General features: G+C 57.6%; 24 protein-coding genes. 12 read left to right on the top strand and 12 right to left on the bottom strand.

Annotation, left to right across the window (positions count from 1 at the left end; genetic code table 11):
* Positions 1–86: 86 nt before the first annotated feature.
* The 5 genes from DUD43_RS03285 to DUD43_RS03265 are packed head-to-tail and all read left to right on the top strand — an operon-like array spanning position 87 to position 6,239.
* On the top strand, positions 87–593 hold the full coding sequence (locus DUD43_RS03285) for a formate dehydrogenase subunit gamma (protein WP_153229140.1): 507 nt from the start codon (positions 87–89) through the stop codon (positions 591–593).
* The gene (locus DUD43_RS03280) at positions 590–2,158 is read left to right on the top strand and encodes a formate dehydrogenase beta subunit (protein WP_153229139.1); all 1,569 of its coding nucleotides are present in this window, start codon (positions 590–592) and stop codon (positions 2,156–2,158) included. The genes DUD43_RS03285 and DUD43_RS03280 overlap by 4 nt, the downstream gene beginning before the upstream one ends.
* Before the next feature lie 13 nt (positions 2,159–2,171).
* On the top strand, positions 2,172–5,093 hold the full coding sequence (fdhF, locus tag DUD43_RS03275) for a formate dehydrogenase subunit alpha (protein ID WP_153229138.1): 2,922 nt from the start codon (positions 2,172–2,174) through the stop codon (positions 5,091–5,093).
* A 31-nt stretch (positions 5,094–5,124) separates the two neighbouring features.
* Positions 5,125–5,991 (top strand): formate dehydrogenase accessory sulfurtransferase FdhD, encoded by an 867-nt coding sequence (gene fdhD, locus DUD43_RS03270; RefSeq protein WP_153229137.1) that lies wholly within the window; start codon positions 5,125–5,127, stop codon positions 5,989–5,991.
* Positions 5,988–6,239: a formate dehydrogenase subunit delta gene (locus DUD43_RS03265; protein WP_153229136.1), complete on the top strand. Its 252-nt coding sequence runs from the start codon at positions 5,988–5,990 to the stop codon at positions 6,237–6,239. Before fdhD ends, DUD43_RS03265 begins: the two co-directional genes overlap by 4 nt.
* A 234-nt stretch (positions 6,240–6,473) precedes the next feature.
* Here the strand turns inward: DUD43_RS03265 and DUD43_RS03260 are convergent, their stop codons facing one another.
* Together DUD43_RS03260 and DUD43_RS03255 are read right to left on the bottom strand one after the other, a co-directional pair.
* Positions 6,474–6,935: a universal stress protein gene (locus DUD43_RS03260; RefSeq protein ID WP_153229135.1), complete on the bottom strand. Its 462-nt coding sequence runs from the start codon at positions 6,933–6,935 to the stop codon at positions 6,474–6,476.
* Between the two features lie 87 nt (positions 6,936–7,022).
* Entirely contained in the window at positions 7,023–7,364 is a 342-nt protein-coding gene (locus tag DUD43_RS03255) for a TIGR01244 family sulfur transferase (RefSeq protein ID WP_153229134.1), read from the bottom strand.
* A 50-nt stretch (positions 7,365–7,414) separates the two neighbouring features.
* Here DUD43_RS03255 and DUD43_RS03250 point away from each other — a divergent pair, with 50 nt between their 5' ends.
* Positions 7,415–8,011: a GNAT family N-acetyltransferase gene (locus tag DUD43_RS03250; protein WP_153229133.1), complete on the top strand. Its 597-nt coding sequence runs from the start codon at positions 7,415–7,417 to the stop codon at positions 8,009–8,011.
* A 9-nt stretch (positions 8,012–8,020) separates the two neighbouring features.
* Here DUD43_RS03250 and DUD43_RS03245 read toward each other — a convergent pair whose 3' ends face one another.
* Entirely contained in the window at positions 8,021–8,779 is a 759-nt protein-coding gene (locus DUD43_RS03245) for a ChbG/HpnK family deacetylase (protein WP_259672622.1), read from the bottom strand.
* A 60-nt stretch (positions 8,780–8,839) separates the two neighbouring features.
* Between DUD43_RS03245 and DUD43_RS03240 the strand changes: the two genes are divergently transcribed.
* A complete protein-coding gene (locus DUD43_RS03240; protein WP_228125884.1) occupies positions 8,840–9,217 on the top strand; it encodes a GtrA family protein in 378 nt (125 codons plus the stop codon).
* Here the strand turns inward: DUD43_RS03240 and DUD43_RS03235 are convergent.
* On the bottom strand, positions 9,156–10,826 hold the full coding sequence (locus tag DUD43_RS03235; protein WP_228125883.1) for an ArnT family glycosyltransferase: 1,671 nt from the start codon (positions 10,824–10,826) through the stop codon (positions 9,156–9,158). The two genes, DUD43_RS03240 and DUD43_RS03235, sit on opposite strands and share 62 nt — an antisense overlap.
* Before the next feature lie 118 nt (positions 10,827–10,944).
* Positions 10,945–11,961 (bottom strand): glycosyltransferase family 2 protein, encoded by a 1,017-nt coding sequence (locus DUD43_RS03230; protein WP_153229131.1) that lies wholly within the window; start codon positions 11,959–11,961, stop codon positions 10,945–10,947.
* A gap of 343 nt (positions 11,962–12,304) precedes the next feature.
* On the opposite strand from DUD43_RS03230, the gene DUD43_RS03225 reads away from it, so the two are divergent.
* Both DUD43_RS03225 and DUD43_RS03220 read left to right on the top strand, forming a co-directional pair.
* On the top strand, positions 12,305–12,709 hold the full coding sequence (locus DUD43_RS03225) for a group III truncated hemoglobin (RefSeq protein ID WP_153229130.1): 405 nt from the start codon (positions 12,305–12,307) through the stop codon (positions 12,707–12,709).
* Positions 12,710–12,711: 2 nt separating this feature from the next.
* Entirely contained in the window at positions 12,712–13,164 is a 453-nt protein-coding gene (locus DUD43_RS03220) for an RrF2 family transcriptional regulator (protein WP_009463896.1), read from the top strand.
* A gap of 123 nt (positions 13,165–13,287) precedes the next feature.
* Here DUD43_RS03220 and serA read toward each other — a convergent pair whose 3' ends face one another.
* The 7 genes from serA to DUD43_RS03185 form a co-directional block, all read right to left on the bottom strand.
* Positions 13,288–14,496, bottom strand: coding sequence for a phosphoglycerate dehydrogenase (gene serA, locus DUD43_RS03215; protein ID WP_153229129.1), 1,209 nt, complete (start codon positions 14,494–14,496; stop codon positions 13,288–13,290).
* Positions 14,497–14,714: 218 nt separating this feature from the next.
* On the bottom strand, positions 14,715–15,716 hold the full coding sequence (locus DUD43_RS03210) for a cytochrome-c peroxidase (RefSeq protein WP_153229128.1): 1,002 nt from the start codon (positions 15,714–15,716) through the stop codon (positions 14,715–14,717).
* A gap of 274 nt (positions 15,717–15,990) precedes the next feature.
* Entirely contained in the window at positions 15,991–16,695 is a 705-nt protein-coding gene (locus DUD43_RS03205) for an ABC transporter ATP-binding protein (protein WP_009462239.1), read from the bottom strand.
* Entirely contained in the window at positions 16,688–17,509 is an 822-nt protein-coding gene (locus tag DUD43_RS03200) for an ABC transporter ATP-binding protein (RefSeq protein ID WP_153229127.1), read from the bottom strand. Before DUD43_RS03200 ends, DUD43_RS03205 begins: the two co-directional genes overlap by 8 nt.
* Positions 17,506–18,468, bottom strand: coding sequence for a branched-chain amino acid ABC transporter permease (locus DUD43_RS03195; protein WP_153229126.1), 963 nt, complete (start codon positions 18,466–18,468; stop codon positions 17,506–17,508). Before DUD43_RS03195 ends, DUD43_RS03200 begins: the two co-directional genes overlap by 4 nt.
* Before the next feature lie 3 nt (positions 18,469–18,471).
* Positions 18,472–19,392 (bottom strand): branched-chain amino acid ABC transporter permease, encoded by a 921-nt coding sequence (locus DUD43_RS03190; RefSeq protein ID WP_153229125.1) that lies wholly within the window; start codon positions 19,390–19,392, stop codon positions 18,472–18,474.
* 20 nt (positions 19,393–19,412) lie between these two features.
* Positions 19,413–20,582: an ABC transporter substrate-binding protein gene (locus tag DUD43_RS03185; protein WP_153229124.1), complete on the bottom strand. Its 1,170-nt coding sequence runs from the start codon at positions 20,580–20,582 to the stop codon at positions 19,413–19,415.
* Positions 20,583–20,907: 325 nt separating this feature from the next.
* On the opposite strand from DUD43_RS03185, the gene DUD43_RS03180 reads away from it, so the two are divergent.
* From DUD43_RS03180 to ada, 3 genes are all read left to right on the top strand, one after another.
* Positions 20,908–21,345, top strand: coding sequence for an Ivy family c-type lysozyme inhibitor (locus DUD43_RS03180; protein ID WP_153229123.1), 438 nt, complete (start codon positions 20,908–20,910; stop codon positions 21,343–21,345).
* 74 nt (positions 21,346–21,419) lie between these two features.
* On the top strand, positions 21,420–21,614 hold the full coding sequence (locus DUD43_RS03175; protein WP_022983238.1) for a heavy-metal-associated domain-containing protein: 195 nt from the start codon (positions 21,420–21,422) through the stop codon (positions 21,612–21,614).
* 224 nt (positions 21,615–21,838) lie between these two features.
* On the top strand, positions 21,839–22,906 hold the full coding sequence (gene ada, locus DUD43_RS03170; RefSeq protein WP_153229122.1) for a bifunctional DNA-binding transcriptional regulator/O6-methylguanine-DNA methyltransferase Ada: 1,068 nt from the start codon (positions 21,839–21,841) through the stop codon (positions 22,904–22,906).
* Positions 22,907–22,935: the final 29 nt, after the last annotated feature.

Raw genomic sequence — 22,935 nt, 5'->3', positions numbered from 1 at the left:
AGAAAACACAGTCAAATAATATGCACAGCCGTGCATAAAAAACATGGAGGCGCAGGCTCCTAACCCGGGCACCGCGCACACAGGACATGCAAACATCCCCTCATGCCCAGGAGCAGGACCTGTCCGGTCTGACTCCTGAAGAGGTCGCCTTGCAGGCCGTGCAGGAGCACGCTGGCCAAAAAGGTAACCTGTTGCCTATTTTGCACACGATTCAGGACCGGATTGCCTGTATTCCCGAGTCCGTGGTGCCGGTGCTGGCCGAACAGCTAGCCCTGTCCCGGGCGGAAATCCATGGCGTTATCTCTTTCTACGCCCACTTCCGCACCCAGCCCCACGCGACTCATACCCTGGAAATCTGTCGGGCCGAAGCCTGTCAGGCGCGGGGCGGACTGGAGTTGAGCGCTCATGCCCGTCGCCGCCTGAACTGCGACTTTCACGAGAACAGTGACGACGGCCAGTACACGCTGGAGCCGGTCTACTGTCTGGGCCTCTGTGCTCAGTCCCCCGCCGTCATGCTCGATGGCGTACCCCATGCACGCGTCACCCCCGAAAAACTGGACGCCCTGCTAAGCAGCCAGGAGGCCCAGTCATGAGCACCATTACCATTTACGTTCCGCGCGACACCGCGGCGGTCGCCATGGGCGCCCATGAGATTGCCCAGCAACTGGCTACTCAAGCCCAGGAGCGCGGCCTGGACGTACAGATCGTGCGCAATGGCTCGCGCGGTTTGCTGTGGCTGGAGCCCATGGTTGAAGTGCAAACGGCTGAAGGCCGTGTCGCTTACGGCCCTGTCCAGACTGAAGATTTACCCGGTTTGTTTGACGCCGGTTTCCTGCAAGGCGGTGCACATAAGTTGTGCCACGGTCTGACAGACGCCATCCCCTACCTGAAGAACCAGGAACGCCTGACTTTTGCCCGCGTGGGCATTATTGATCCGGTCAGCGTGGCCGACTATCAGGCCTGTGGTGGCTTTGAAGGTTTGAGCAAAGCACTGGCCATGGAGCCAGCCGCGATTGTGAAAGAAGTGACCGACTCCGGCCTGCGTGGTCGTGGCGGTGCCGCTTTCCCGACCGGCATCAAGTGGAACACGGTGCTGAACACTCCGGCACAGCAGAAATACATTGTCTGTAATGCCGACGAAGGCGACTCGGGCACGTTTTCGGATCGCATGTTGATGGAAGGCGATCCCCTGTGTCTGGTTGAAGGCATGGCGATTGCCGGTCTGGCCGTCGGCGCGACCTATGGCTACATCTACGTGCGTTCCGAATACCCGCTGGCCGTGCAGGCGCTGAACGAAGCCATTGTGGCAGCGCGCGCAGCAGGCTGGCTGGGCAAGAACATTCAGGGAAGCGGCTGCGAGTTCGATCTGGAAGTACGCAAGGCAGCGGGTGCCTATATCTGTGGCGAAGAAACCGCCCTGCTCGACAGCCTGGAAGGCAAGCGTGGCGTGGTGCGTGTGAAGCCGCCACTGCCTGCCATCAAGGGTTTGTTTGGTCAGCCTACCGTCATCAATAACGTAGTGTCGCTGGCTTCCGTACCGGTGATTCTGGCCAAGGGCGGTGCCTACTACCAGAACTACGGCATGGGCCGCTCGCGTGGCACATTGGCCTTCCAGCTGACCGGCAATCTGCAAAACGGTGGCCTGGTGGAAAAAGCCTTTGGCGTCACCCTGCGCGAATTGCTGTACGACTACGGTGGCGGCAGCGCCAGCGGTCGTCCCTTGCGTGCAGTGCAAGTCGGTGGCCCATTGGGTGCCTATCTGCCCGAGCACCAGTGGGATGTCCCGCTGGACTACGAAGCCTACATGAAGATCAATGCCATGGTCGGTCACGGCGGTCTGGTGGCCTTTGACGACACAGTAGACATGGCCCACATGGCGCAATACGCCATGGAGTTCTGTGCCATCGAATCCTGTGGCAAATGCACCCCCTGTCGCATCGGCTCTACGCGTGGAGTGGAGACCATTCAGAAGATCCGTCGCCGCGAAGATATGGACAACCATCTCGAGCTGCTGCGCGATCTGTGCGACACCATGTTCTCCGGGTCCTTGTGCGCCTTGGGCGGCATGACCCCTTATCCCGTCCTGTCCGCGCTGGAACACTTCCCCCAGGATTTTGGACTGGCCCCGCAAACCGAGCAGGACCTGGCCAAGGTCTAAGACGGAGATCACCATGAAAGAAACAGTCGCCGTACGCGAACGTGACCTGGGCACCCCAGCCTCGACCCAGACCGAGATGGTCAACCTGACCATTGATGGCAAATTGATTGAAGTGCCCGTTGGCACTTCCGTGATGCACGCGGCCGCCTTGGCCGGCATCAATATTCCCAAGCTGTGCGCCACCGATTCGCTGGAAGCGTTTGGCTCCTGCCGTCTGTGCCTGGTGGACATTGAGGGCCGTCGCGGCCACCCTGCTTCCTGCACCACCCTGGTGGAAGAAGGCATGGTTGTCCAAACCGAAAACGACACCCTGCACAAGCTGCGCCGCAACGTGATGGAGCTGTACATCTCCGATCACCCGCTGGACTGCCTGACCTGTCCTGCCAACGGTAATTGCGAACTGCAAGACATGGCCGGTGTTGTGGGCCTGCGCAGCGTGCGTTATGGCTTTGATGGTGCCAACCACTTGGACGACACCACCGACGACTCCAACCCCTACTTTGCCTACGACTCCAGCAAGTGCATTGTCTGCAATCGCTGCGTGCGCGCCTGTGAGGAAGTTCAGGGCACCTTTGCACTGACTATCGACAAACGCGGTTTTGAAGCACGTGTCACCGCCGGTCAGAACGACGGTTTCCTGGGCAGCGATTGCGTGTCCTGTGGTGCTTGTGTCCAGGCCTGCCCGACCTCTTCCCTGATGGAAAAATCCGTCATCGATCTGGGTCAGCCCGAACACGCCGTCATCACCACCTGCGCTTACTGCGGTGTGGGTTGTGGCTTCAAGGCCGAGATGAAGGGCGACAAGGTCATTCGCATGACGCCCTGGAAAGACGGCAAGGCCAACCGTGGCCACGCCTGCGTCAAAGGCCGTTTCGCCTGGGGTTACGCCACTCACCAGGACCGTATCCTGAGCCCCATGATACGCAAGAGCATTACGGATCCTTGGCAGGAAGTGTCGTGGGACGAGGCCATCAATTACGCCGCCTCCGAATTCCGTCGCATTCAGGATCAGCACGGTCGTGACGCTGTGGGCGGTATTACCTCCTCGCGTTGTACCAACGAAGAAACCTATCTGGTGCAAAAGCTGGTTCGCGCCGCCTTTGGCACCAACAACGTGGACACCTGCGCCCGCGTGTGTCACTCCCCTACCGGCTACGGCCTGAAGATGACCCTGGGTGAGTCCGCCGGTACGCAAACCTTTGACTCGGTGATGCACACCGACGTGGTGATCGTGATGGGTGCCAACCCCAGCGCCGCCCACCCCGTATTTGCATCGCGCCTGAAACGCCGCCTGCGCCAAGGTGCCCGCCTGATCGTGATCGACCCGCGCCAGACCGAACTGGTCAGCTCGCCGCACATCCAGGCCGACTACCACCTGCCCCTGCGTCCAGGCACCAACACCGCCATGCTGACCGCCATGGCCCACGTTATCGTTACCGAAAATCTGGTGAACGAAAGCTATGTGGCCGAGCGCTGCGATACCGCTGCCTTCAATGAATGGCGCAGCTTTGTCAGCCAGCCCCAGAACTCGCCAGAAGCCATGGCCGAGATCTGTGGCGTGTCCGCAGACGACATCCGTGGCGCAGCCCGTCTGTACGCCACCGGCGGCAACGGCTCGATTTACTACGGTCTGGGCGTGACAGAACACAGCCAGGGCTCCACCACCGTGATGGCCATTGCCAACCTGGCCATGGCCACCGGCAACGTGGGCCGTGAAGGCGTGGGTGTGAACCCGCTGCGTGGTCAGAACAACGTGCAAGGCTCCTGCGATATGGGCTCCTTCCCGCACGAGTTCCCCGGCTACCGTCACGTCTCGGACAATCAGGTTCGTTCGCTGTTTGAACAAGCCTGGGGCGTGCCTCTGCAATCCGAACCCGGCCTGCGCATTCCCAATATGTTTGACGCCGCCTTGAGTGGCAGCTTCAAGGGTCTGTACTGCCAGGGTGAGGACATTGTTCAGTCCGACCCGAACACCCAGCACGTGGCCGCCGCCATGGCCGCCATGGAGTGTGTGGTGGTGCAGGATCTGTTCCTGAACGAAACCGCCAAGTACGCCCATGTGTTCCTGCCCGGTTCGTCCTTCCTGGAAAAAGATGGCACCTTCACCAATGCCGAGCGCCGCATTTCGCGCGTACGCAAAGTGATGGAGCCCAAAGCTGGCATGGCCGACTGGGAAGTTACCTGCGCCCTGGCCCGTGCACTGGGCTACCCCATGAGCTACGAGCATCCCGGCCAGATCATGGACGAGATCGCCCGCCTGACACCGACCTTTACCGGCGTGTCCTACGATCGCATCCAGGAACTGGGTGGCAGCGTGCAATGGCCTTGCAACGAGCAGGCGCCTGAAGGCACCCCCACCATGCACATCGACGAGTTCGTGCGTGGCAAGGGCCGCTTCATGCTGACCCAATACGTGCCTACCGAGGAACGCAGCAGCCGCAAGTTCCCCTTGCTGCTGACGACCGGCCGCATCCTGTCGCAATACAACGTGGGCGCACAAACCCGCCGTACCGACAACGTGGCCTGGCATGCGGAAGACTTGCTGGAAATTCACCCGGTGGATGCCGAAGATCGTGGCATTCGCAGTGGCGACAAGGTCTCGGTCAAGAGCCGTGCGGGCGAGACTGCCTTGCGTGCGACGGTGACCGAACGGGTGCAGCCAGGGGTGGTCTATACTACTTTCCACTTTCCCGAGTCGGGCGCCAACGTGGTCACCACCAACAACTCGGACTGGGCAACCAACTGCCCCGAGTACAAGGTGACAGCGGTACAGATTCAGCGCGTGACCTCCGAGTCGGCCTGGCAAAATCGCTGGAACCGTTTCCACGATATTCAGCAGCGTCTCCTGCAAGGCGAGACCGTCCCGGCCGAGGATTTGGCCCAGGCGGATCACAGCCACTCGCATGAGCATGCCGAGGCCGTCGCGAAAGTATGATGCGTCCCAACAGGCCCTAAGGAGTTGCCACGTGAGCCAGGCAGATTTTCGTGATGCCAGCGCGCCTGCCACCGTATGGCGGCAGGCGCGTACCCCAGCTGAAGCACAAGCTGACAACCTGCCCCAAGAGGATCAGGATGCGCTGGCGCGCGAACAGGCAGTTGCCCTGGAATTCAATGGCATCAGCCATAGTGCCTTGTTGTGCAGCCCCAGCGATCTGGAAGATCTGGCTTACGGATTTTCCATGACCGAGGGCATCATCCGTACGGCTGACGATATACGCGGCGTGGATGTGCTGGAGGGCGAGCGCGGCAGCCTGCTGCAAATCGAGATTGCCAGTGCCTGCCAGCATCAGCTCAAAGCCCGTCGCCGCCAGCTTGCTGGCCGTACGGGCTGTGGTCTGTGTGGTCTGGAAAGCCTGGACGAGGTACGCCGACAACTGCCCCGTCTGGACGCTCCCGAGCACAGCCCCGATGCCGCCGCCATCTTCCAGGCTCTGGATGCCCTTCGTTCCAGCCAGCCCTTGCACCGCCTGACAGGGGCTACTCATGCCGCCGCCTGGTGCAATCTGCAAGGCGACATCCTGGCCGTGCGCGAAGATGTGGGTCGCCACAACGCGCTGGACAAGCTGCTGGGCCACATGCTGCGCAACGATATTGATCCCCGCTCTGGCATGGTGCTGATCTCCAGCCGTGCCAGCTTCGAGATGGTCCAGAAGGCCGCTGCCATGGGCGTCAACTTTGTGGTGGCGGTCTCCGCCCCCACCGCCTATGCCGTGCAGATTGCCGATGAACTGGGTGTCATGCTGGCCGCCTTTGCCCGTGACCGCAGCTTCACGCTGTACAGCCATCCCCACTACCTGAATTCTGCCGAGTCCCGCTCGGCCACATCACCATGAATATTGTTCCTTTGATTCCTATGGCCAACCAGATCGGCCAGTTTTTTGAAGTCCTGAGCAATCGGGAGCAAGGTCTGCGCGAGATTGCGGAACATATCCAGAAGTTCTGGGACCCGCGCATGCGTCGCTCCCTGCTGGATTTTGTGGAGCAAAACCCCAGCGGTAAAAGCGAGGATGGCGAGCTCTTGCCTATTGTTTTGCAGGCAGTCGTGACCCACAAACAGCAGCTGGAGCCACGTAGCCACTAAGGTGAGCGGCACATGTTTCTGACAGCGCTGTTCAAGATCTGTCGCCGCTAAACGAAAACAGCAGAAACGCCTGATATATCCAATTAAAGCCAGCCGCTGACAGGCCTCCTTATGGCAGGCACAAAAAAAGCCCCCACGCTGCGCCTTCGGCTTGCTGCCCCCTATTTGCCCTGGGGCGGCCCAGCGGCAAAAAAACCCGCCTAGGCGGGTTTTTTCTTTGGGCTGAACAACGTATTAATCGTGTTCTTTAACGCGGTACACCAGCACGGTGTTCTTGGCCATATTCAGCACCTTGATGGTCACGCTACCCAGCAACAGGCGGGACAGACCACTGCGGCCATGACTACCGATAAAAATCAGGTCGCAGCCTTCTTGCTCGGCGACCTGCACAATCCCATCGGCCACATTAAAGTTCGATACGGATTTACCGGTTGCCTTGACGCCAGCGGTCTCGGCACGGTCCAGAATCTGTTGCAGGTATTTCTGCGACTGTTCTTTGGCGGTCTTGTCGTAGTCCTCGTCGGTGATGGCATAGGCAGCCGCCATACCATCAAAGCCAACTGTGGCAGCAAAAGGCTGCGTCACGTGCAAAGCCAGAACCTCGGCACCAATTTGGCGGGCAAAGGTCACGCCTTTGTTGGCTGCCTGGGAGGAGAGCTCGGAACCGTCAGTTGGAATCAGAATTTTCTTGAACATGGCATAACCCCTTTGAATGGAGACAGATAGCTTACCGCTGCATACCGGCACAGGACAAGCTAGTACAGACCTGAACCTTGAGCCAGGTCAGGATTCGTTCAATGCACGGAACAATACGGCACAGCGTGTACCCGTGCGGCAGTAGGCCAAAGTCGGGCCTGGCAAGGCTTCAAGCAATTGACCAAAACGAGCAACATCAGCAGAAGTAATAGCGCTACCCACAACTGGCTGATACTCCACCTGCAAGCCTGCCGCCTGAGCGGCCTTCATCACGTCTGCCGACAAGGGCTGGTCGGGACCGCCTTCCATATCGGGACGATTGATGATGACGCTTTTAAAACCGGCATCGGCCACGGCTTGCATGTCCTCTCCCGATAACTGAGGGGCGACGGCCAATTGCTCGGTCAAAAACTGGTGTGGGAAGGGCATAGAAACTCCTGAAATCGGGATAAACTAAATCAGTTCAAAGGAAAAATAGTATGTTCCCCCCCGAGAGTACGCAAGCCCCTTTCTCTGCGTCCCTGCCACAAGGCAATCACGCCAGCGCCTTGCTGATACGTCACGCCACCCTGGACGATATGTCAGCGGTGCAAAACATCTATGCCTATCACGTGCTGCACAGCACGGCGACCTTTGAACAAAGCCCGCCAGACGAACAGGAAATGGGCGCCCGCTATATACAAGTGCGCGAGCAAAACTTGCCCTGGCTGGTCGCAGAGCTGGACGGGCAAATCGTGGGCTATGCCTATGCAGGCACGTATCGCTCCCGCCCTGCCTATCGCTTCACGGTAGAAAACTCCATCTATCTGGCTCAAGGTCAGATTGGCAAAGGTCTGGGCAAGGCCTTGCTGGAACAATTGCTGCTGGAGTGCGAGAAAGGCCCGTGGCGGCAAATGGTGGCCATCATCTCCGGCCATGACAGCCGTGGCTCGATTGCCCTGCACCGTTCGCTGGGCTTTGCCCATGTGGGCACTCAGCCAGCCGTGGGCTATAAATTCCAGCAATGGATTGATGTAGTCATCATGCAGCGCAGTCTGGGCGAAGGCAGCCAAAGCCAGCCTGCCCAATCGGCTTAATCTTCTTTCTCAGGCAATGCGCAGGCTGTATTGATCCAGCCACTGCTGCATTTCATCGCCTGCCAGCACCTCGTACTCCGCCAGGCGCTGTACACCCACAGGATCGTCCTGCACGCTGCTCAGGGAAGGATGGCACATCATGCTGTCCCCATGCTGCATCACGGCCAGCCAGGCCTTGACCAGGGCGCTGTAGCGCTCCCTGCCCCCCTGAAAGTCGTACACGCCGGTAAAACTGGTATTCAAGGTGACGCCCTTGGCTCTGGCCAGACGCAGCAAATCCTTGGAACCTAGTCCGGCAATAATCTGCGCCTTGAATCTGTCTTTAAACGCAAACCCCGTGGCCAGGCGCTGGGCGCCGGTATAGCGCAGCCAGGGCATGGAAGCGGCATAACGACGCTCCATTTCCGCCAGCAAGGCCTCGCGTATCATGGGTAACTGATGCACATGCTGATGCCCGTCGATATAGTCCGGACCCTGCCCCATCACGTCTTCAAAACGATCCAGCTGGCGAGCCACGCTGTCCTTGACCTTCTGACTATCCAGACGATGCAACAGGCTGCGGATAATCACCTGCTTGAGAGGCATGGCATAGACGCCCGCTTGGGAGGCAAACTCGGTAAAATTCAGGTGCAAACCTTTTTGCAGCGTGCTCTGGCGCAGTGCTGGTGCATTTTGCACAAAGCTGTCCCCATCCACTAAACAGGACGTTCCTGTCAGGCGTCGGGCCTGGGCCAATTTCAGTATGGCCTCGTCCACGGCGGGGGCCATGCCAAAATCGTCCGCGCATATACTGATCTGCCTGTCCTTGGCCACTGCTCGCTCCGCTTTATGTCTCGTCAAATCATTCTGTTCATTCTGGTCGGCACCCTGGCCGCCTTCACGCACTGGGGCATTGTAATCGCCCTGGTGCAAACGCTGAGTCTGTCTCCGCTGCTGGCCAATCTTTTTGGCTGGCTGATTGCGTTTCTGGTCTCTTTTGGCGGCCACTACTGGCTGACATTCCGCTCCCAGAATGCCCGTTTTCTACCGGCTCTGGCACGTTTTTTTCTGGTGTCAGCCGCTGGCTTCGCGGTCAACGAAGCCAGCTATGCGTTTTTACTGAATCACTCCGGCCTGCGCTACGACTTGCTGCTGGGCCTGATTCTTATCGGTTTGGCTGTGCTGACGTTTCTGGCTGGGCGGCTTTGGGCGTTCCGCCGCACATAAGCTCGTACTCGTCGTGATCAAAGCGCCACAGGGCGATGCGTTGATCTTCGTACAGGCGCTGGGCATGGTTGAGCACCTGGCTTTGACGCACCGCATCTGGCGAGCCAATCAGCCAGAACACGGCCTTGCTGTCCCGACATAGCTGCTGACGCAGGGTTTCCCGGTCTATCAAGGTCATCGCACCACGCTGCGGCTCAAAGTGGGCCGCTTCCAGCAACTCTTTGCGCCAGCTATCGGTGCGCATGATTTCCGGATCATCCCAGCGTCCCATGACGCTGATGTTCTGCAGGCCCGGAACATAAAAGCCCAGGTCGTAGCGGTAGTTATTCAGAAAGACGACCCGGTCGCCCTTTTGATACTCACTGGCCAGCACACGGCCCAGGGCCTGGCTGTTGACCTGTGGGCGCAGCATCATCGTCACCACAGCAATCGCGCAAATCGCTACGCAGACACCCAGGCTCCAGACCGCCAAGCGCTCTACCTTGGCCTCCCCATCCCGCTGGCTGCGGCGAATCACCGCATCGGCCAGGAAGAACGCCCAAGGGCCAATCGCAGGCAAGACATAGCCCACCAGCTTGGACGTAGGAATGGAAAAGAAAACCAGCACGGTCAACAAAGCCGACAACATCAAACCCCGCACCGCCCCCAGACCATCAGGCGTACTGGCCGAACCACGAAGGCGTCTGAACAGGAATGGCGTCCAGCCCAGGGTGGCGACGGGCATCAGGGCAAAGTAGAACCAGAAAGGTTGAGGGTTATTGAAGCCCGTTTCCAGAAAACGCTGGAAGTGCTGGTAGACAATGTAATAGTCAAAAAAGCCGGGGTAGCGGGCCTGCATGGCCCACATCCAGGGCGTGGCGACCAGCAACAAGACTCCCAGACCGGTCAAAGAAAACAGACGTAGCAAAGTACGCCACTGTCCTCGGCCCAGCAGCCAGAACACCAGAATGCCGCCGGGGATCAAAATCCCGATCAAGCCTTTTGCCAGGAAAGCCAGGCCTGCGGTGGCATACAGCCCCATCAAGGCCCAACGATAGGGACGCCCCTGCTCCATCTGCAAGGCAGCATGGCCGCCCAACAGCGCACAGCTGCTGATCAGGGCGGCAACCGTCATGTCCAGATTGGCGTAATGGGAAGCACCGAACAGCAAGGGGCTGCTGATCAGAATCAGCGCCGTCCAGCCCGCATGTTGCTGGCTGGCATGGCGCTTCAAGAACGCGTGCATACCGGCAATCAACAAAGCCGCCATCAAGGCAGGTACCAGACGCGCACCCACAAAATTCACGCCCAGCACTTTGAGGCTCAAGGCTGTGAGCCAGTAATGCAAAGGGGGCTTATGGAAAAATGGCAGGCCGTCCAGACGCGGCACCAGATAATCACCCGATTCCAACATGGACAGGGCCACGCCGACATAGCGCCCTTCATCCGGAATCAGCAGGGGGTAAGCCCCCAGTGTCAGCGCGAACCACAGCAGCGCCAGCAGCCCCACGGACAGGCTGGAGAGCGTACCCAGGCGCTGGACGCCGCGACGCAGCCAATAGGCCGGTCCACGCGCTTGTCCAAGCGGCAGTGTTGCACCAGAAGAGGAAAAGGAGTTATCGATACTCATCGTTCAAAGCCAAACCAAAAGGGGTAGGCAGCTACCTGCGTAGCTGTCGAAGCGATTCAGAATATCGATGTAGCGTTCAATTACAGTTGAGAACAATCCGCCAATTAAACGGCCTGGATTACCTTCGGTCTTGCTGCGGGTCCTGATGTGGGGTGACTAACGGCTTCTGATCCGGAGGATCCTGAGCCAGGCCCTGCCCCCGGCGACGGTGCACCAGATACAAAGGCCGGTGTTTGACCTCGGCAAAGATGCTGGCGACATACTCGCCCACCACACCCAGCGAGAGCATATTCACACCCGCAAAAAACAATACCACTGTAATCAGGGTTGCCCAGCCGCGAACGGCATCGCCATACAGCAAGTGCTTGAAAATAATGAACAAGCCGTAGCTGAAAGACAACATGGCCAGCACTGCGCCCAACAGGCTCAACAAACGCAGCGGCCAGGTGGTGAATGCCGTCAGGCCATCCACCGCAAAGCGCAGCAATTTGGCGGGGCGAAACCGGCTGACCCCATGCAGACGCTCGGCAGGCGAGTAGTAAATGGGCTCGGACGGAAAACCCACCCAGGCAAACAAGCCTTTCATGAAGCGGCTGCGCTCGGGCAAGGCCATCAAGGCATCGACCACACAGCGATCCATCAAGCGAAAATCGCCTGCATCACGCGGCACACGCAAACCGTTGGACGTACGCATCAGTTTGTAAAACAAACTGGTGCCTGCCCGCTTCATCCAGGTTTCGTCGTCGCGGGTTTCCCGTACGGCATAAACCATTTCCAGGCCACTGGACCAGCGCTCCAACATGGCTTCGATCAAGGCAGGGGGATGCTGCAAATCCGCATCCATGCACACGACCACCTGCCCGCGACTGGCTTCCAACCCTGCCGTCAAGGCCGCTTCTTTGCCAAAGTTGCGCGATAACTGCAGATAAACCAATTGAGGGTAGGTTTGACGCAATTGCTCAATAACCAAAGGCGTTGCGTCGGTACTGCCATCGTCAACGAAAATGATTTCAAAATCCGGGACCAGTTCGCGCAACTTTGCCACCAGAACCGGCAACAATGCGGGCAGGTTTTCTGCCTCGTTCAAACCAGGGATGACGCAAGACAGCGTCTGGGCCTGTCGTTTTGTAATCATTATTCCTTGAGCACCATGCTGTAACAAAACCAAGGTCTAGCCAACAAAAAGTAATCGTAGCCCGCCAGACCGCCTAGTGCAATTTACCTTCAGTGATACTTGTCTTTCATAAAGAATACCGTTCAAGACTTGTGCAGCCCTTACAAGCCGGCCAAGCTGGCCAAACACCGCAAACGCAACATCTATACGCTGAAACGTGAAATCAGTGTAGAAAAACGAGCGTTGAATCAGCGTGAAATCAGGCGTGAAAATGTCCCGCAGCCAAGCATTTTCTTTCCGGCTTGACCCCGGTGAGCCATGCCAATAAGATAGATAAAATATATATCTTTAAATTCAAAATATTATGGCTCTCAACCCTTTGTGTACCCGCCAAGAAATTCATGACCTGGTCTGGGACTTCTACGATCGCATCCGCATGGACGACGTCCTTGGCCCCATTTTCTCCGAGCGCATCAAGGATTGGGATACGCATTTGGGCGTAATGGAAGAATTCTGGTCGTCCCTGCTGCTCAAGACCGATGGCTTCAATGGCAACCCCATGGCCAAGCACTTGTCTCTCAAACATATTCAGGCCAGCCACTTTGAACAATGGCTGCGTCTGTTCAAGGAAACCTGTCAGGAGCGTGAAAACCAGGCCATGGCCGAGCTGGCGCTGGAATACGCCCAGCGCATCGCCCGCAGCTTCTGGTTTGGCTACCAGTTCCAGCACAACCCCACTACAGTGGCCAGCGAGCTGCAACTGCCCTGATCATGCGCCTGACCAACCTTACCGACTACGCCCTGCGTCAATTGATGTATCTGGGCCAGAACGAAGACAGGCTCTGTACCATCGCGGAAATTGCCCAGTATCACCAGATTTCCCAAGCCCACCTGATGAAAGTCACCCACCTGCTCGCCAAGGGCGGGTGGATTCAGACGCAGCGCGGGAAAAACGGCGGGATGCGGCTGGCGCGTGCGCCCGAAGACATCAACCTGGGCGAGCTGGTGCGCTATACCGAAACCGATCTGGCCGTGGTGGAGTGCCTGGGCAGCGGCACCCACTGCATCCTGAGTGGTCGCTGCAATCTGAGCAATATCCTTAAACAAGCACTGGTCCAGTTCCTGAGTTACCTGGATAACTACACCTTGCGCGACATTATCGTTCCCGGCAGCAGCCCGGAACAGACGATTGCCTGGCCCACCAAATCCATGCACTCGGCCTGATAGCGAACGGACGGATAGCGAACGGACGGATAGCGAACGGACGGATAGCGAACGGACGGATAGCGAACGGCCCCGGATTCTTTTGAATCCGGGGCCGTTCTACTGACGGTCTGACTAAGGCTTTTAAGCCGGGAAAATCAGATCGCTACGTACAGTGCCAGGATGGGCGCGCACGGCGTCCAGCAAGCCCTGCTCAGGAATACGATCCAGGTCCGTCATGGCATAACCCAGCTCGCCCTGCGTTTGCAGCTGCTGGCGAGTGATATTGATGCCGTGCTGAGCCAGAATATTGTTCAGGCCACCCATCGCGCCAGGAACGTTGCGATGGACATGCAGCAAGCGCACGGCACCCTGGATGTCGTAGTAAGACACTTCAGGGAAGTTCACCGCGCCCTTGGTAGCCCCGCTACGCAGGTAGCTGACCATCTTCTCGGCCACTTCACGGCCAATATTCTCTTGCGATTCCTGAGTGCTACCACCAATGTGCGGCGTCAGGATCACATTAGGCATGCCGATCAGCGGGCTCTTCAAGGGTTCGTCCACGCTTTTCGGTTCAGTGGGGAACACGTCCAGCGCAGCACCAGCCAGATGTCCGCTAACCAAAGCCTGATGCAAGGCATCAATATCCACCACCGTGCCGCGCGAAGCGTTGATCAGGATGGAACCTGGCTTCATGGCCGCAATCGTCTCGGCGTTCATGATGTTCTGTGTGCCCTGCCCGCCTGGAACGTGCAAGGTGACCACATCGGACTCGGCCAGCATCTGCTTCAGGCTGCCATAGACACGGGCATTGCTCAGCGGCAGTTTGGATTCCACATCATGGTAGAGCACGCGCATACCCAGCGCTTCAGCCAGGGTACCGACTTGAGAACCAATATTGCCGTAACCAATCACGCCCAAAGTCTTGCCACGGATCTCGAAAGCGCCATCGGCACTCTTGTCCCAGAAGCCCTGGTGGACACGCAGGTTCTTCTCGGGGATACGACGTAGCAACAAGATGGCCTCGCCCAGCACCAGCTCGGCAACGGAGCGGGTGTTGGAGAACGGCGCATTAAAGACCGGCACACCGTGGTTCTGGGCCTGGTCCAGATCCACCTGGTTGGTACCAATACAAAAACATCCCAGCACTTTGAGCTGGTCTGCGTGCTCCAGCACCCGGCTGTCAAACTGGGTACGGGAACGAATTCCGACAACTTCGGCGCCTTTGACAGCGTCCAGCAGCTCCTGACCCGACAAGGCTCCCTTGTAGGTCTGAATATCGGTCAAACCAGCAGCCTCAAAAACTTCACGGGCGCTAGGATGAATGTTCTCAAACAGGACAATGCGACTCATGATGGTTCCAGTCATTGAAATAGTATCTAAATGGTACTATTTTTTTAGCCCGCCTGATCGAGCATCAACAATAGCAGCAGGGGATTCGTGTCCTGAAAACAGAGCAAGGCCATGAATCCAAAGCCAAATACAAAAACCCAGGCCTGGAAAATAAAATCCAGGACCTGGGTCACTTCAAGGCGGCCTAGCTCATGAAAAGCCGCCTGAACAGTCTGCTATCAAGAACCAAATGGCACCGGACGTGGTGTGTTGTCACGCGAAGGTGGCAGGATTGGCAGCATGATTTCAGGCTGTTTGCCCGTCAGCGTTTTCAGGAACGCGACGATCTGGGCATTTTCCTCTGCAGAGAAACTGCGACCCAACTGCAGACGACCCATTGTATCCACGGCTTCGGTCAAGGTATTGACTGCACCGTCGTGGAAGTAGGGGTAGGTCAGCTCGACGTTACGCAAGGTAGGAACCTTGAAGTTGAAACGGTCGGCATCTTTACCCGTCACAGCCGCACGGCCTTCGGCCGGGTTGGTGGTTTGGTAGGGCTCGATCAGACCCATTTTCTGGAAGGATGTACCGCCCAGGTTAGGACCGTTGTGGCAAGCCACGCAACCACTCCCCTTGAACAGTTGATAGCCAGCCAGTTCCTGATCGGTAATGGCTTTCTTGTCGCCCTTCAACCAAAGGTCAAAGCGCGAATCAGGCGTCACCAGGGTTTCTTCAAAAGCGGCAATGGCGGAGGTGACTTCATCAATACCAAAGTCGGCCTTGCCAAAGACTTGCTTGAACTCGGTCTTGTACTCGGGGATGGAGCTCAGGAACTCCATGGCCAGTTCGTGCGTGAACGCCATTTCCTTGGGGTTGGCAATCGGGCCACCAGCCTGTTCTTTCAGGTCACTGGCACGGCCGTCCCAGAACTGGGCCAAGTTCAGGCTGGAGTTCAGAACCGTAGGCGAGTTGATGGGGCCTTCCTGCCAGCGGTCACCGATGGAGGTACGGATATTGTCCGTGCCGCCCATGCTCAGGTTATGACAGGAGTTACAGGAGATAAAGCCCGAGCGGGACAAGCGGGGTTCAAACCACAGCTTCTTGCCCAATTCAACGCGTGCCGGATCAGTGACAACTGCGGCGGGAATCGGCTGTACAGGCTCATTTTCCTGGGCTTGCGCGGCGCTGCCGAGCAGTAGACCGGCGGCCAGAGCAGAGAGAGTGAACAGGCGTAATTTCATAACAACTTCCTTATGGGATGACAGAGCTTCCTGCCAGTAAGAGGTCCGGGTAGGACCCATAACCCTGCTGGCCTTATGGACATCGTAAGGAATGCCATTTCATTACACATTGATACATCGCAAGGAAAGAATCTTTCCTAAGACCCTTAGGGAACTTTCAAACGAAAGTGCAACTACGCCGCAACAATCCTCTATAGCGCCTTGACGAAAGGCATAAAAAATGCCGCCTGCGATCAAGCAGGCGGCATCTCGGGATTGTTGCAGTTTGTGTTTTTTACACGCCCAAATAGCGCGTCCACAAGGTGCGGTCCGCTCCCAATGCTTCGGAGTTCCCCTGCCAGACCAATTTGCCACGTTCCAGAATAATGTGGTGATCCGACAAGGCCATCAGACGCTCGACATATTTGTCGATCAGCAAGATGGTCTGCCCTTCTTCACGCAAGACGGCCAGACAGTTCCAGATTTCTTCACGCACCTTGGGCGCCAGGCCCTCGGAAGCTTCGTCCAGAATCAGCAGCTTGGGATTGGTGACCAGCGCACGGCCAATGGCCAGCATTTGCTGTTCGCCGCCCGAGAGCTGGTTGCCCATATTGGACGCACGCTCGCGCAAGCGCGGGAAAAAGTCATAGACACGCTCGGGCGTCCAGGTCTTGTTGGCTTTGGGGTTGCGATTGCAGGCAAAAGCCGTCAAGTGCTCGGCCACGGTCAGGTTGGGAAAGCACTGACGCCCTTCGGGCACAATGGCAATCCCGGCCCGGGCGATACGGTCCGGGTTCCAGCCCGCAATGGACTGGCCGTCGAACTTCACATCGCCGCCGCGCACCGGCAACTGGCCCAGAATGGTTTTCAGCAAGGTGGTCTTGCCCATGCCATTACGGCCCAGCACAGTCACGACCTGTCCGCTACGAATGGACAGGTCTACCCCGAACAGCACCTGGCTGGCGCCATAGCCGCTTTGTAATTGAGTCGTTTCAAGCATGGCTTTCCACCTTGGTTGGAACTGGCGTGTCATCGTCGCCCAGATAAGCTTGACGCACAGCCTCGTTATCACGGATTTCGGCAGCCGTGCCGGTAGCAATAATGTGACCTGCCACCAGCACAGAAATCCGGTCAGCCAGACGGAAAACCGCTTCCATATCGTGCTCGACCAGCAACATGGTGGCTTTGCCACGCATGGTTTCAATCAATTCAGTCAGACGCAGCGTTTCGTCCGGCCCCATCCCGGCCATAGGTTCGTCCAGCAGGAGCACTTGCGGGCGGCTGGCCAAGGCCAGGGCGAACTCCACCTTGCGCTGCTCGCCATGTGGCAAGACACCGGCCTGGGTATGCAGCAAGGACGCATCAATGGCACATTCAGCGGCCAGAGCGCGGGCTTGCTCGTACAGCTCGGTTTCCGCCTGACGCGCACGCCAGAAACGGAAACTGCTGCCACTGCATGCCTGCAAGGCCAGCACCAGGTTATCCAGCACCGTGTAGTTCTTGAAGATATTGGTGATCTGGAACGAGCGTGCCAGACCGGCGGCAACGCGCTGGTGACCCGACAAGGAAGTCACATCACGCCCGCCCAGCAAAAGCTGGCCCGAGTCCGGGCTCAAGGTGCCCGACAACAAGTGAATCAGGGTGGATTTGCCAGCACCGTTAGGGCCGATCAAACCGTGAATTTCACCGGGCACCAGGTCCAGGGACACATCGTTGGTAGCCTGCAAAGCACCAAAGCGCTTCATCAGACCACGGGCTTGCAAAGCGGCCGAGCCGCTGCCCGCCTTGGAGGCGGCTGCTATCGTGTTCGTCATGCTTGCTCCTTGGCGGTAGTAGCTGGATCAGCAGCCGAGCGGATACGTACCAGTCCGGCCAGGCCCTTGGGTGCAAAGAACACCACCAGCAGCAACAAAATACCCAGAGGCATGTGCCAGTACTCGGTCCAGTTGCGCAGCAACTCTTCCAGCACCAACATCACAAACGCGCCCAGGGCACCGCCATACAGCAAGCCAATACCACCCACCAGCACCATGATGATCAGGTCAGCCGACTGGGTCCAGTTCATCAGGCTGGGCGAGACAAACAGGTTGTGGTTAGCCAGCAAAGCACCCGCCAGACCCATGATGGCACCGCTCAAGGTGTAAGCCGTCAAACGAATACGGTAGACGGGGTAACCCAAGGTCGTCATGCGGCTTTCGTTTTCACGCGTGCCCATCAAGGCCTGTCCGAAACGGGCATTGACCAGACGATTGAACAGGAACAGGACCGCCACCAGAATGGCCAGAACCAGGTAGTAAAAGCTCAGGTCATTGCTCAGATCAATACCGGGCAAGGACGAGGGGCTGTACATGTTCAGGCCGTCTTCGCCACCGTACTGGCGCAAGGAGATGAACATATAAAAGATCATCTGGGCAAACGCCAGCGTGATCATGATGAAGTACACACCACGAGTACGCAGCGACACGGCACCAGTCAGGAAAGCCAGCAAGCCGGAGATCACCATGGCGGCAGGCCAGGCGATCAGGCCGCTTTGCACGCCTTCGGTAGCCAGGATGCCCACGGTGTAGGCCCCTGCTCCGAAAAACGCAGCATGGCCCAGAGCCACCATCCCGCCATAACCCAGCACCAGATTCAAGGCGCTGGCCGCCAGGGCATAGATGAAGATACGGCGTACAAACGAAATGTAGAACTCAAGCCCGTACATCGGTGCGATCAATGGGAAAGCCAATAAGGCCACCAGCACCAGGGCCGACAAAATACGCGAAGTAGACATACATTAACCTCGCGCCGGGAACAGGCCCGAAGGACGGAAAACAAGAACAACAGCCATCAGGACATAGATCGAAATGGCAGCAATCGTAGGACCGACGCTGGAAGCCACATCTGCCGGGAAGACATTACGCAGCAACATGGGCAGGAATGCACGACCAGCGGTATCGACCATACCCACTAGCAAGGCACCTACAAACGCGCCACGAATCGAACCAATCCCGCCAATCACGATACAGACCAGAACCAGGATCAGAATGTCCTCGCCCATACCGATCTGAACCGCGGTAATCGGACCCAACAAGGCACCGGCCAGCGCAGCCAGAGCGGCTCCCAGGGTGAACACACCCAGGAACAGAATTGGCACGCGTACCCCCATCAGGGTCGCCATTTGTCGGTTGGAGGCACCCGCACGCACCAGCACCCCGGCCCGTGTTTTCGTCACGAAGGCATACAGGGCCAGCGCCATCACCAGACCGACCGCAATAATCATCAGACGGAAGGCGGGATAGAGGAAATCAGGCAAGAGTTCTACCGGCCCGGACAACAAGGCAGGCATATTCAACATTACGGGAGTTGGGCCCCAGATCATTTTGACCAGATCATTGGCGATCAAAATAACGGCATAGGTTCCCAGTACCTGAGCCAGGTGATCACGAGTGACCAGCTTGCGCAGAATGAGAATTTCCAGGGCAATACCGACCAGGGCTGTCACTGCCACCGCCACCACAATGGCGGCGGTAAAAGACCCTGTACGCTGCATGGTTTCCGCGGCCACATAGGCTCCCGCCATATAGAGGGAGCCGTGGGCCAGGTTCATGATATCCATAATGCCGAAGACCAGAGTCAGGCCCGCGGCAATCAGAAACAACATCAAACCAAACTGCAAACCATTCAGCAATTGCTCGCTAATCAGAATGAGCGACATGCTTTTACCACCTGTGAATCTTAATTAAGTTTGCATTCTTTGGCGTAGACGTCCTGGTAGGAGTCAAACACCTTGCTGACCATGCGGTTCACAAGACGTCCGTCCTGATCCTTGACCACTTCACGCAGGTAATAAGCCTGCACGGGGAAGTTGTTGTTGCCGTAGGTAAATGGGCCACGAACCGAGTTGTAATCGGCGGCCTTCAATGCCTTGAGCACAGCTTCGCGGTCGGACACTTTGCCATCAACCTGTTTGACGGCGGCGTCGATAGCCAGAATCACGTCATAAGCCTGAGCGGCGTACACCGAAGGGTAGCGGCCATCGTAGGCTTTGCGGAACTCTTCCACAAAAGTCTTGTTGGCAGGAATATCCAGGTCAGGCGACCACTGGGCGGTGTTCAGCATGCCCAGGATAGGTTCGCCCACGGCGGGGATGATGTCCTCGTCACCCGAGAAGGCGGGGCCCAGCAAGACCACATCTTTGTTCAGGCCAGCAGCCACGAACTGTTTGATGAAGTTGATGCCCATGGCACCGGGCAGGAAGAAGAACACGGCCTGCGGCTTGGCAGCACGGATCTGTGCCAGTTCAGCCGAGTAGTCGATCTGGCCCAGCTTGGTGTAGAGCTCGTCGTTAACGGGCTTGCCGTAACCGCGCTTGAAGCCGTTCAGGTGATCCTTGCCGGCTGGATAGTCAGGGGCAATGATGAACATTTTTTCGTAGTTGCGATCCGCAGCCACTTTACCGGCGGCTTCGTCAAAGGCATCGTTCTGGTAGGACACGCCAAAGAAGTACGGATTACAACCGGCACCGGCCAACTGGCTGGGACCTGGGTTGCTGGTCAGGTAAGGCACCTTGGCCGAGAACAGGGCAGGAGCCACTGCCAGGGCTACGTTGGAACCCACTGGGCCTGTAAAGAAGTCGATCTTGTCGCGCTGCACGAAGCGATTGACCAATTGGCGGGCCTGGTCGGGGTTACCGGCCATATCCTGCGCAATGAACTCGGCCGGGAAACCACCCAGCTTGCCGTCCAGTTGTTTGATGGCCAGATTAAAGCCATCACGAACCTCACCACCAACGGCAGCAAACGGACCGGAGGTGTCCATTGCCATCCCCACTTTGATGGTATCGGCGTGAGCCAGAGAACCGCCAAAAGCCGCAGCCAGAGCTACGGTCAATGCAATACGTTTCATGTTATCTCCTTGCGCCACCGCGCTTATAGGCTGTCTTTAAATAAGATGCACAGCAGATCGAACTACAAATTCAACTATGCCAACCATTCATTTATAAATAGTTTAGTTATGAAACAATTTTGCTGGCAAGCTGTGGTTTTTACCTACACCCCTTAAATGCCCTGGTAATTCGACAGGAAACGGGCACCTGTGCCAATCCCATAGACGGATAAGCACTATAACGACTGTAGGGATAGCCGTTTATGCAGGTTTTCCTTGATTTTGTTAACAATGCCGCAGCGGGCGCGCTGCTAAACTGGGGATTCGCCTCATTACTGGAGATCCCATGCGTATTTCCCACTCTCTGTGCCGCCTTGTCCTTGGCAGCGCCCTGCTCGTTCCCTTCCTGAGCAATGCACAGTCCTCGGAATCCGTTTATCTGGCCGACCTGGCCAAGTCCAACAAGCAAGTGGCCCAGCAATATCAAAGCCTGATGCAGGACGTTGCCAAACACGCCAGCTGGGTTAAAGACTTTGGTACAGCCTCGCCAGGCGAAACAGTTTCTCTGGATGGCCGCGACTATCAGTTGTTCCAGGGCTGCAAGCCTCATGACTGCACCAGTTCCAGCTACGTTGTCCTGCTGGACACACAAAAGCAGACCATCTCCTACGGTGCCTTTGTCGAAAACAAGGAATCAGGCCCAGGTTTGGCCAGCAGCCAGATCCAATGGCTGGGCAATCCCGAGTTTGATCAGATCCGTTTGATGTCGCCAGCCCTGTTTTAAAGAAAACAGCGCTTGACCTTGCCCCCGTGGCAAGCCTTAAGCTGACTCCATTGTTTTTATCAAAGGAGTCAGCTATGTCCACCTTCTCCGTACCCGACATGACCTGCGGCCACTGCGTGCGCAGCATCACCGAAGCCATTCAGGCTGTCGCCCCTCAAGCCACTGTCAGCACGGATCTGGAAAAACACCAGGTTACCGTTCAAGGTCTGGATGGCGCGCAAGCCCTGAAAGTGATTGAAGAAGCGGGTTACACCCCCAGCGCCCTGTAAGCACGACGCGCCTGCCAAGGCGTCAGTCAGACAGAGCAAATAAAAAGGCCGGTATCAACCGGCCTTTTTCTATCGATGCCCTGATGCCCTTACCTGCAGTGGCCGGCCGGTCCCGATACCGTTCCAGCCCAGCCTGTCGATATTGACCGCAAGAATCGGAGTGCTTGCGATGAAAGACCAGCGTATTCTGGCTTCGTAATTAATGTTGTCAGGACTTTTGCCTCATGGCTGCGAACCGTGCTTACAAAACCGACGATCAACGCTGGGCAGCCGTGCAAGCGCGCGATCCCGCTGCCGACGGCCTGTTCGTCTATGCGGTACGTACCACCGGCGTGTACTGCCAACCCAGTTCGACAACACGGCGTCCCAAGCGCGAGAACGTCGAGTTTTTCAATTCGCCCCAGGACGCTGAAGCAGCGGGCTACCGCTATAGCCGTCGCGCCCATGGCGATCAGACCAGTGCCGCAGCCGAACGGGCTGCAATCGTGGCGCGCGCCTGCCGACTGATCGAGACCTCGGAGACGCAACCATCGCTGGACAAGCTGGCCGCCGAGGTGGGCAAGAGCCCCTTTCATTTCCACCGACTTTTCAAGGCTGAAACCGGCCTGACGCCCAAGGCATACAGCTCGGCCTACCGGGCTCGCAGACTGCGCGAGGAACTGAGCAGCAGGCCCGATACCTCCATCACGAATGCGATCTACGACAGTGGATTCAACTCCAACAGCCGGTTTTACGAAGCCTCTGAACAGTTGTTGGGTATGCGTGCACGCGACTACCGGGCCGGTGGTGCGGGTGCAATTATCCGTTTCGCAGTGGGCCAGTGTTCGCTGGGAGCGATTCTGGTCGCCCAGAGCCAACGTGGCATCTGCGCCATCTTGCTGGGCGAGGACCCCGATCAACTGCTTCGCGACCTGCAGGACCAGTTTCCAAAAGCCGAAATCATCGGCTGCGACGGTGATTTCGAGCAGTTGATCGCCCAAGTCGTAGGCTTTATCGAAAGCCCTTCAATTGGCTTGCACCTGCCGCTGGATGTGCAAGGAACAGCCTTCCAGGAACGTGTCTGGCGTGCGCTCTGCGAGATCCCGCCAGGCACCACCGTCAGCTACACCGAAATTGCTGAACGCATAGGCTCACCCAAGGCAGTGCGCGCCGTGGCCCAGGCCTGCGCCAACAACCACATTGCCGTGGCCATCCCATGCCACCGCGTCGTACGACGCGATGGCGATCTGGCCGGTTACCGCTGGGGTATAGACCGAAAACGTGAACTGCTACGCCGTGAAGAGCAAGACTGATAATCGGCTGGCTGCCCAATCTTCAAGAA

Source organism: Alcaligenes faecalis (assembly GCF_009497775.1).
Lineage (GTDB): Bacteria > Pseudomonadota > Gammaproteobacteria > Burkholderiales > Burkholderiaceae_B > Alcaligenes > Alcaligenes faecalis_D.
This window is presented reverse-complemented; position numbering and strand designations above follow the sequence as displayed.

What these genes read in the sequence shown, in the direction of transcription:
- DUD43_RS03285 (WP_153229140.1), top strand. Translation starts at nt 87, where the DNA reads ATGCAAACATCCCCTCATGCCCAGGAGCAGGACCTGTCCGGTCTGACT.
- DUD43_RS03280 (WP_153229139.1), top strand. Translation starts at nt 590, where the DNA reads ATGAGCACCATTACCATTTACGTTCCGCGCGACACCGCGGCGGTCGCC.
- fdhF (WP_153229138.1), top strand. Translation starts at nt 2,172, where the DNA reads ATGAAAGAAACAGTCGCCGTACGCGAACGTGACCTGGGCACCCCAGCC.
- DUD43_RS03265 (WP_153229136.1), top strand. Translation starts at nt 5,988, where the DNA reads ATGAATATTGTTCCTTTGATTCCTATGGCCAACCAGATCGGCCAGTTT.
- DUD43_RS03260 (WP_153229135.1), bottom strand. Translation starts at nt 6,935, where the DNA reads ATGTTCAAGAAAATTCTGATTCCAACTGACGGTTCCGAGCTCTCCTCC.
- DUD43_RS03255 (WP_153229134.1), bottom strand. Translation starts at nt 7,364, where the DNA reads ATGCCCTTCCCACACCAGTTTTTGACCGAGCAATTGGCCGTCGCCCCT.
- DUD43_RS03250 (WP_153229133.1), top strand. Translation starts at nt 7,415, where the DNA reads ATGTTCCCCCCCGAGAGTACGCAAGCCCCTTTCTCTGCGTCCCTGCCA.
- DUD43_RS03245 (WP_259672622.1), bottom strand. Translation starts at nt 8,779, where the DNA reads ATGGCCCCCGCCGTGGACGAGGCCATACTGAAATTGGCCCAGGCCCGA.
- DUD43_RS03240 (WP_228125884.1), top strand. Translation starts at nt 8,840, where the DNA reads ATGTCTCGTCAAATCATTCTGTTCATTCTGGTCGGCACCCTGGCCGCC.
- DUD43_RS03235 (WP_228125883.1), bottom strand. Translation starts at nt 10,826, where the DNA reads ATGAGTATCGATAACTCCTTTTCCTCTTCTGGTGCAACACTGCCGCTT.
- DUD43_RS03230 (WP_153229131.1), bottom strand. Translation starts at nt 11,961, where the DNA reads ATGATTACAAAACGACAGGCCCAGACGCTGTCTTGCGTCATCCCTGGT.
- DUD43_RS03225 (WP_153229130.1), top strand. Translation starts at nt 12,305, where the DNA reads ATGGCTCTCAACCCTTTGTGTACCCGCCAAGAAATTCATGACCTGGTC.
- DUD43_RS03220 (WP_009463896.1), top strand. Translation starts at nt 12,712, where the DNA reads ATGCGCCTGACCAACCTTACCGACTACGCCCTGCGTCAATTGATGTAT.
- serA (WP_153229129.1), bottom strand. Translation starts at nt 14,496, where the DNA reads ATGAGTCGCATTGTCCTGTTTGAGAACATTCATCCTAGCGCCCGTGAA.
- DUD43_RS03210 (WP_153229128.1), bottom strand. Translation starts at nt 15,716, where the DNA reads ATGAAATTACGCCTGTTCACTCTCTCTGCTCTGGCCGCCGGTCTACTG.
- DUD43_RS03205 (WP_009462239.1), bottom strand. Translation starts at nt 16,695, where the DNA reads ATGCTTGAAACGACTCAATTACAAAGCGGCTATGGCGCCAGCCAGGTG.
- DUD43_RS03200 (WP_153229127.1), bottom strand. Translation starts at nt 17,509, where the DNA reads ATGACGAACACGATAGCAGCCGCCTCCAAGGCGGGCAGCGGCTCGGCC.
- DUD43_RS03195 (WP_153229126.1), bottom strand. Translation starts at nt 18,468, where the DNA reads ATGTCTACTTCGCGTATTTTGTCGGCCCTGGTGCTGGTGGCCTTATTG.
- DUD43_RS03190 (WP_153229125.1), bottom strand. Translation starts at nt 19,392, where the DNA reads ATGTCGCTCATTCTGATTAGCGAGCAATTGCTGAATGGTTTGCAGTTT.
- DUD43_RS03185 (WP_153229124.1), bottom strand. Translation starts at nt 20,582, where the DNA reads ATGAAACGTATTGCATTGACCGTAGCTCTGGCTGCGGCTTTTGGCGGT.
- DUD43_RS03180 (WP_153229123.1), top strand. Translation starts at nt 20,908, where the DNA reads ATGCGTATTTCCCACTCTCTGTGCCGCCTTGTCCTTGGCAGCGCCCTG.
- DUD43_RS03175 (WP_022983238.1), top strand. Translation starts at nt 21,420, where the DNA reads ATGTCCACCTTCTCCGTACCCGACATGACCTGCGGCCACTGCGTGCGC.
- ada (WP_153229122.1), top strand. Translation starts at nt 21,839, where the DNA reads ATGGCTGCGAACCGTGCTTACAAAACCGACGATCAACGCTGGGCAGCC.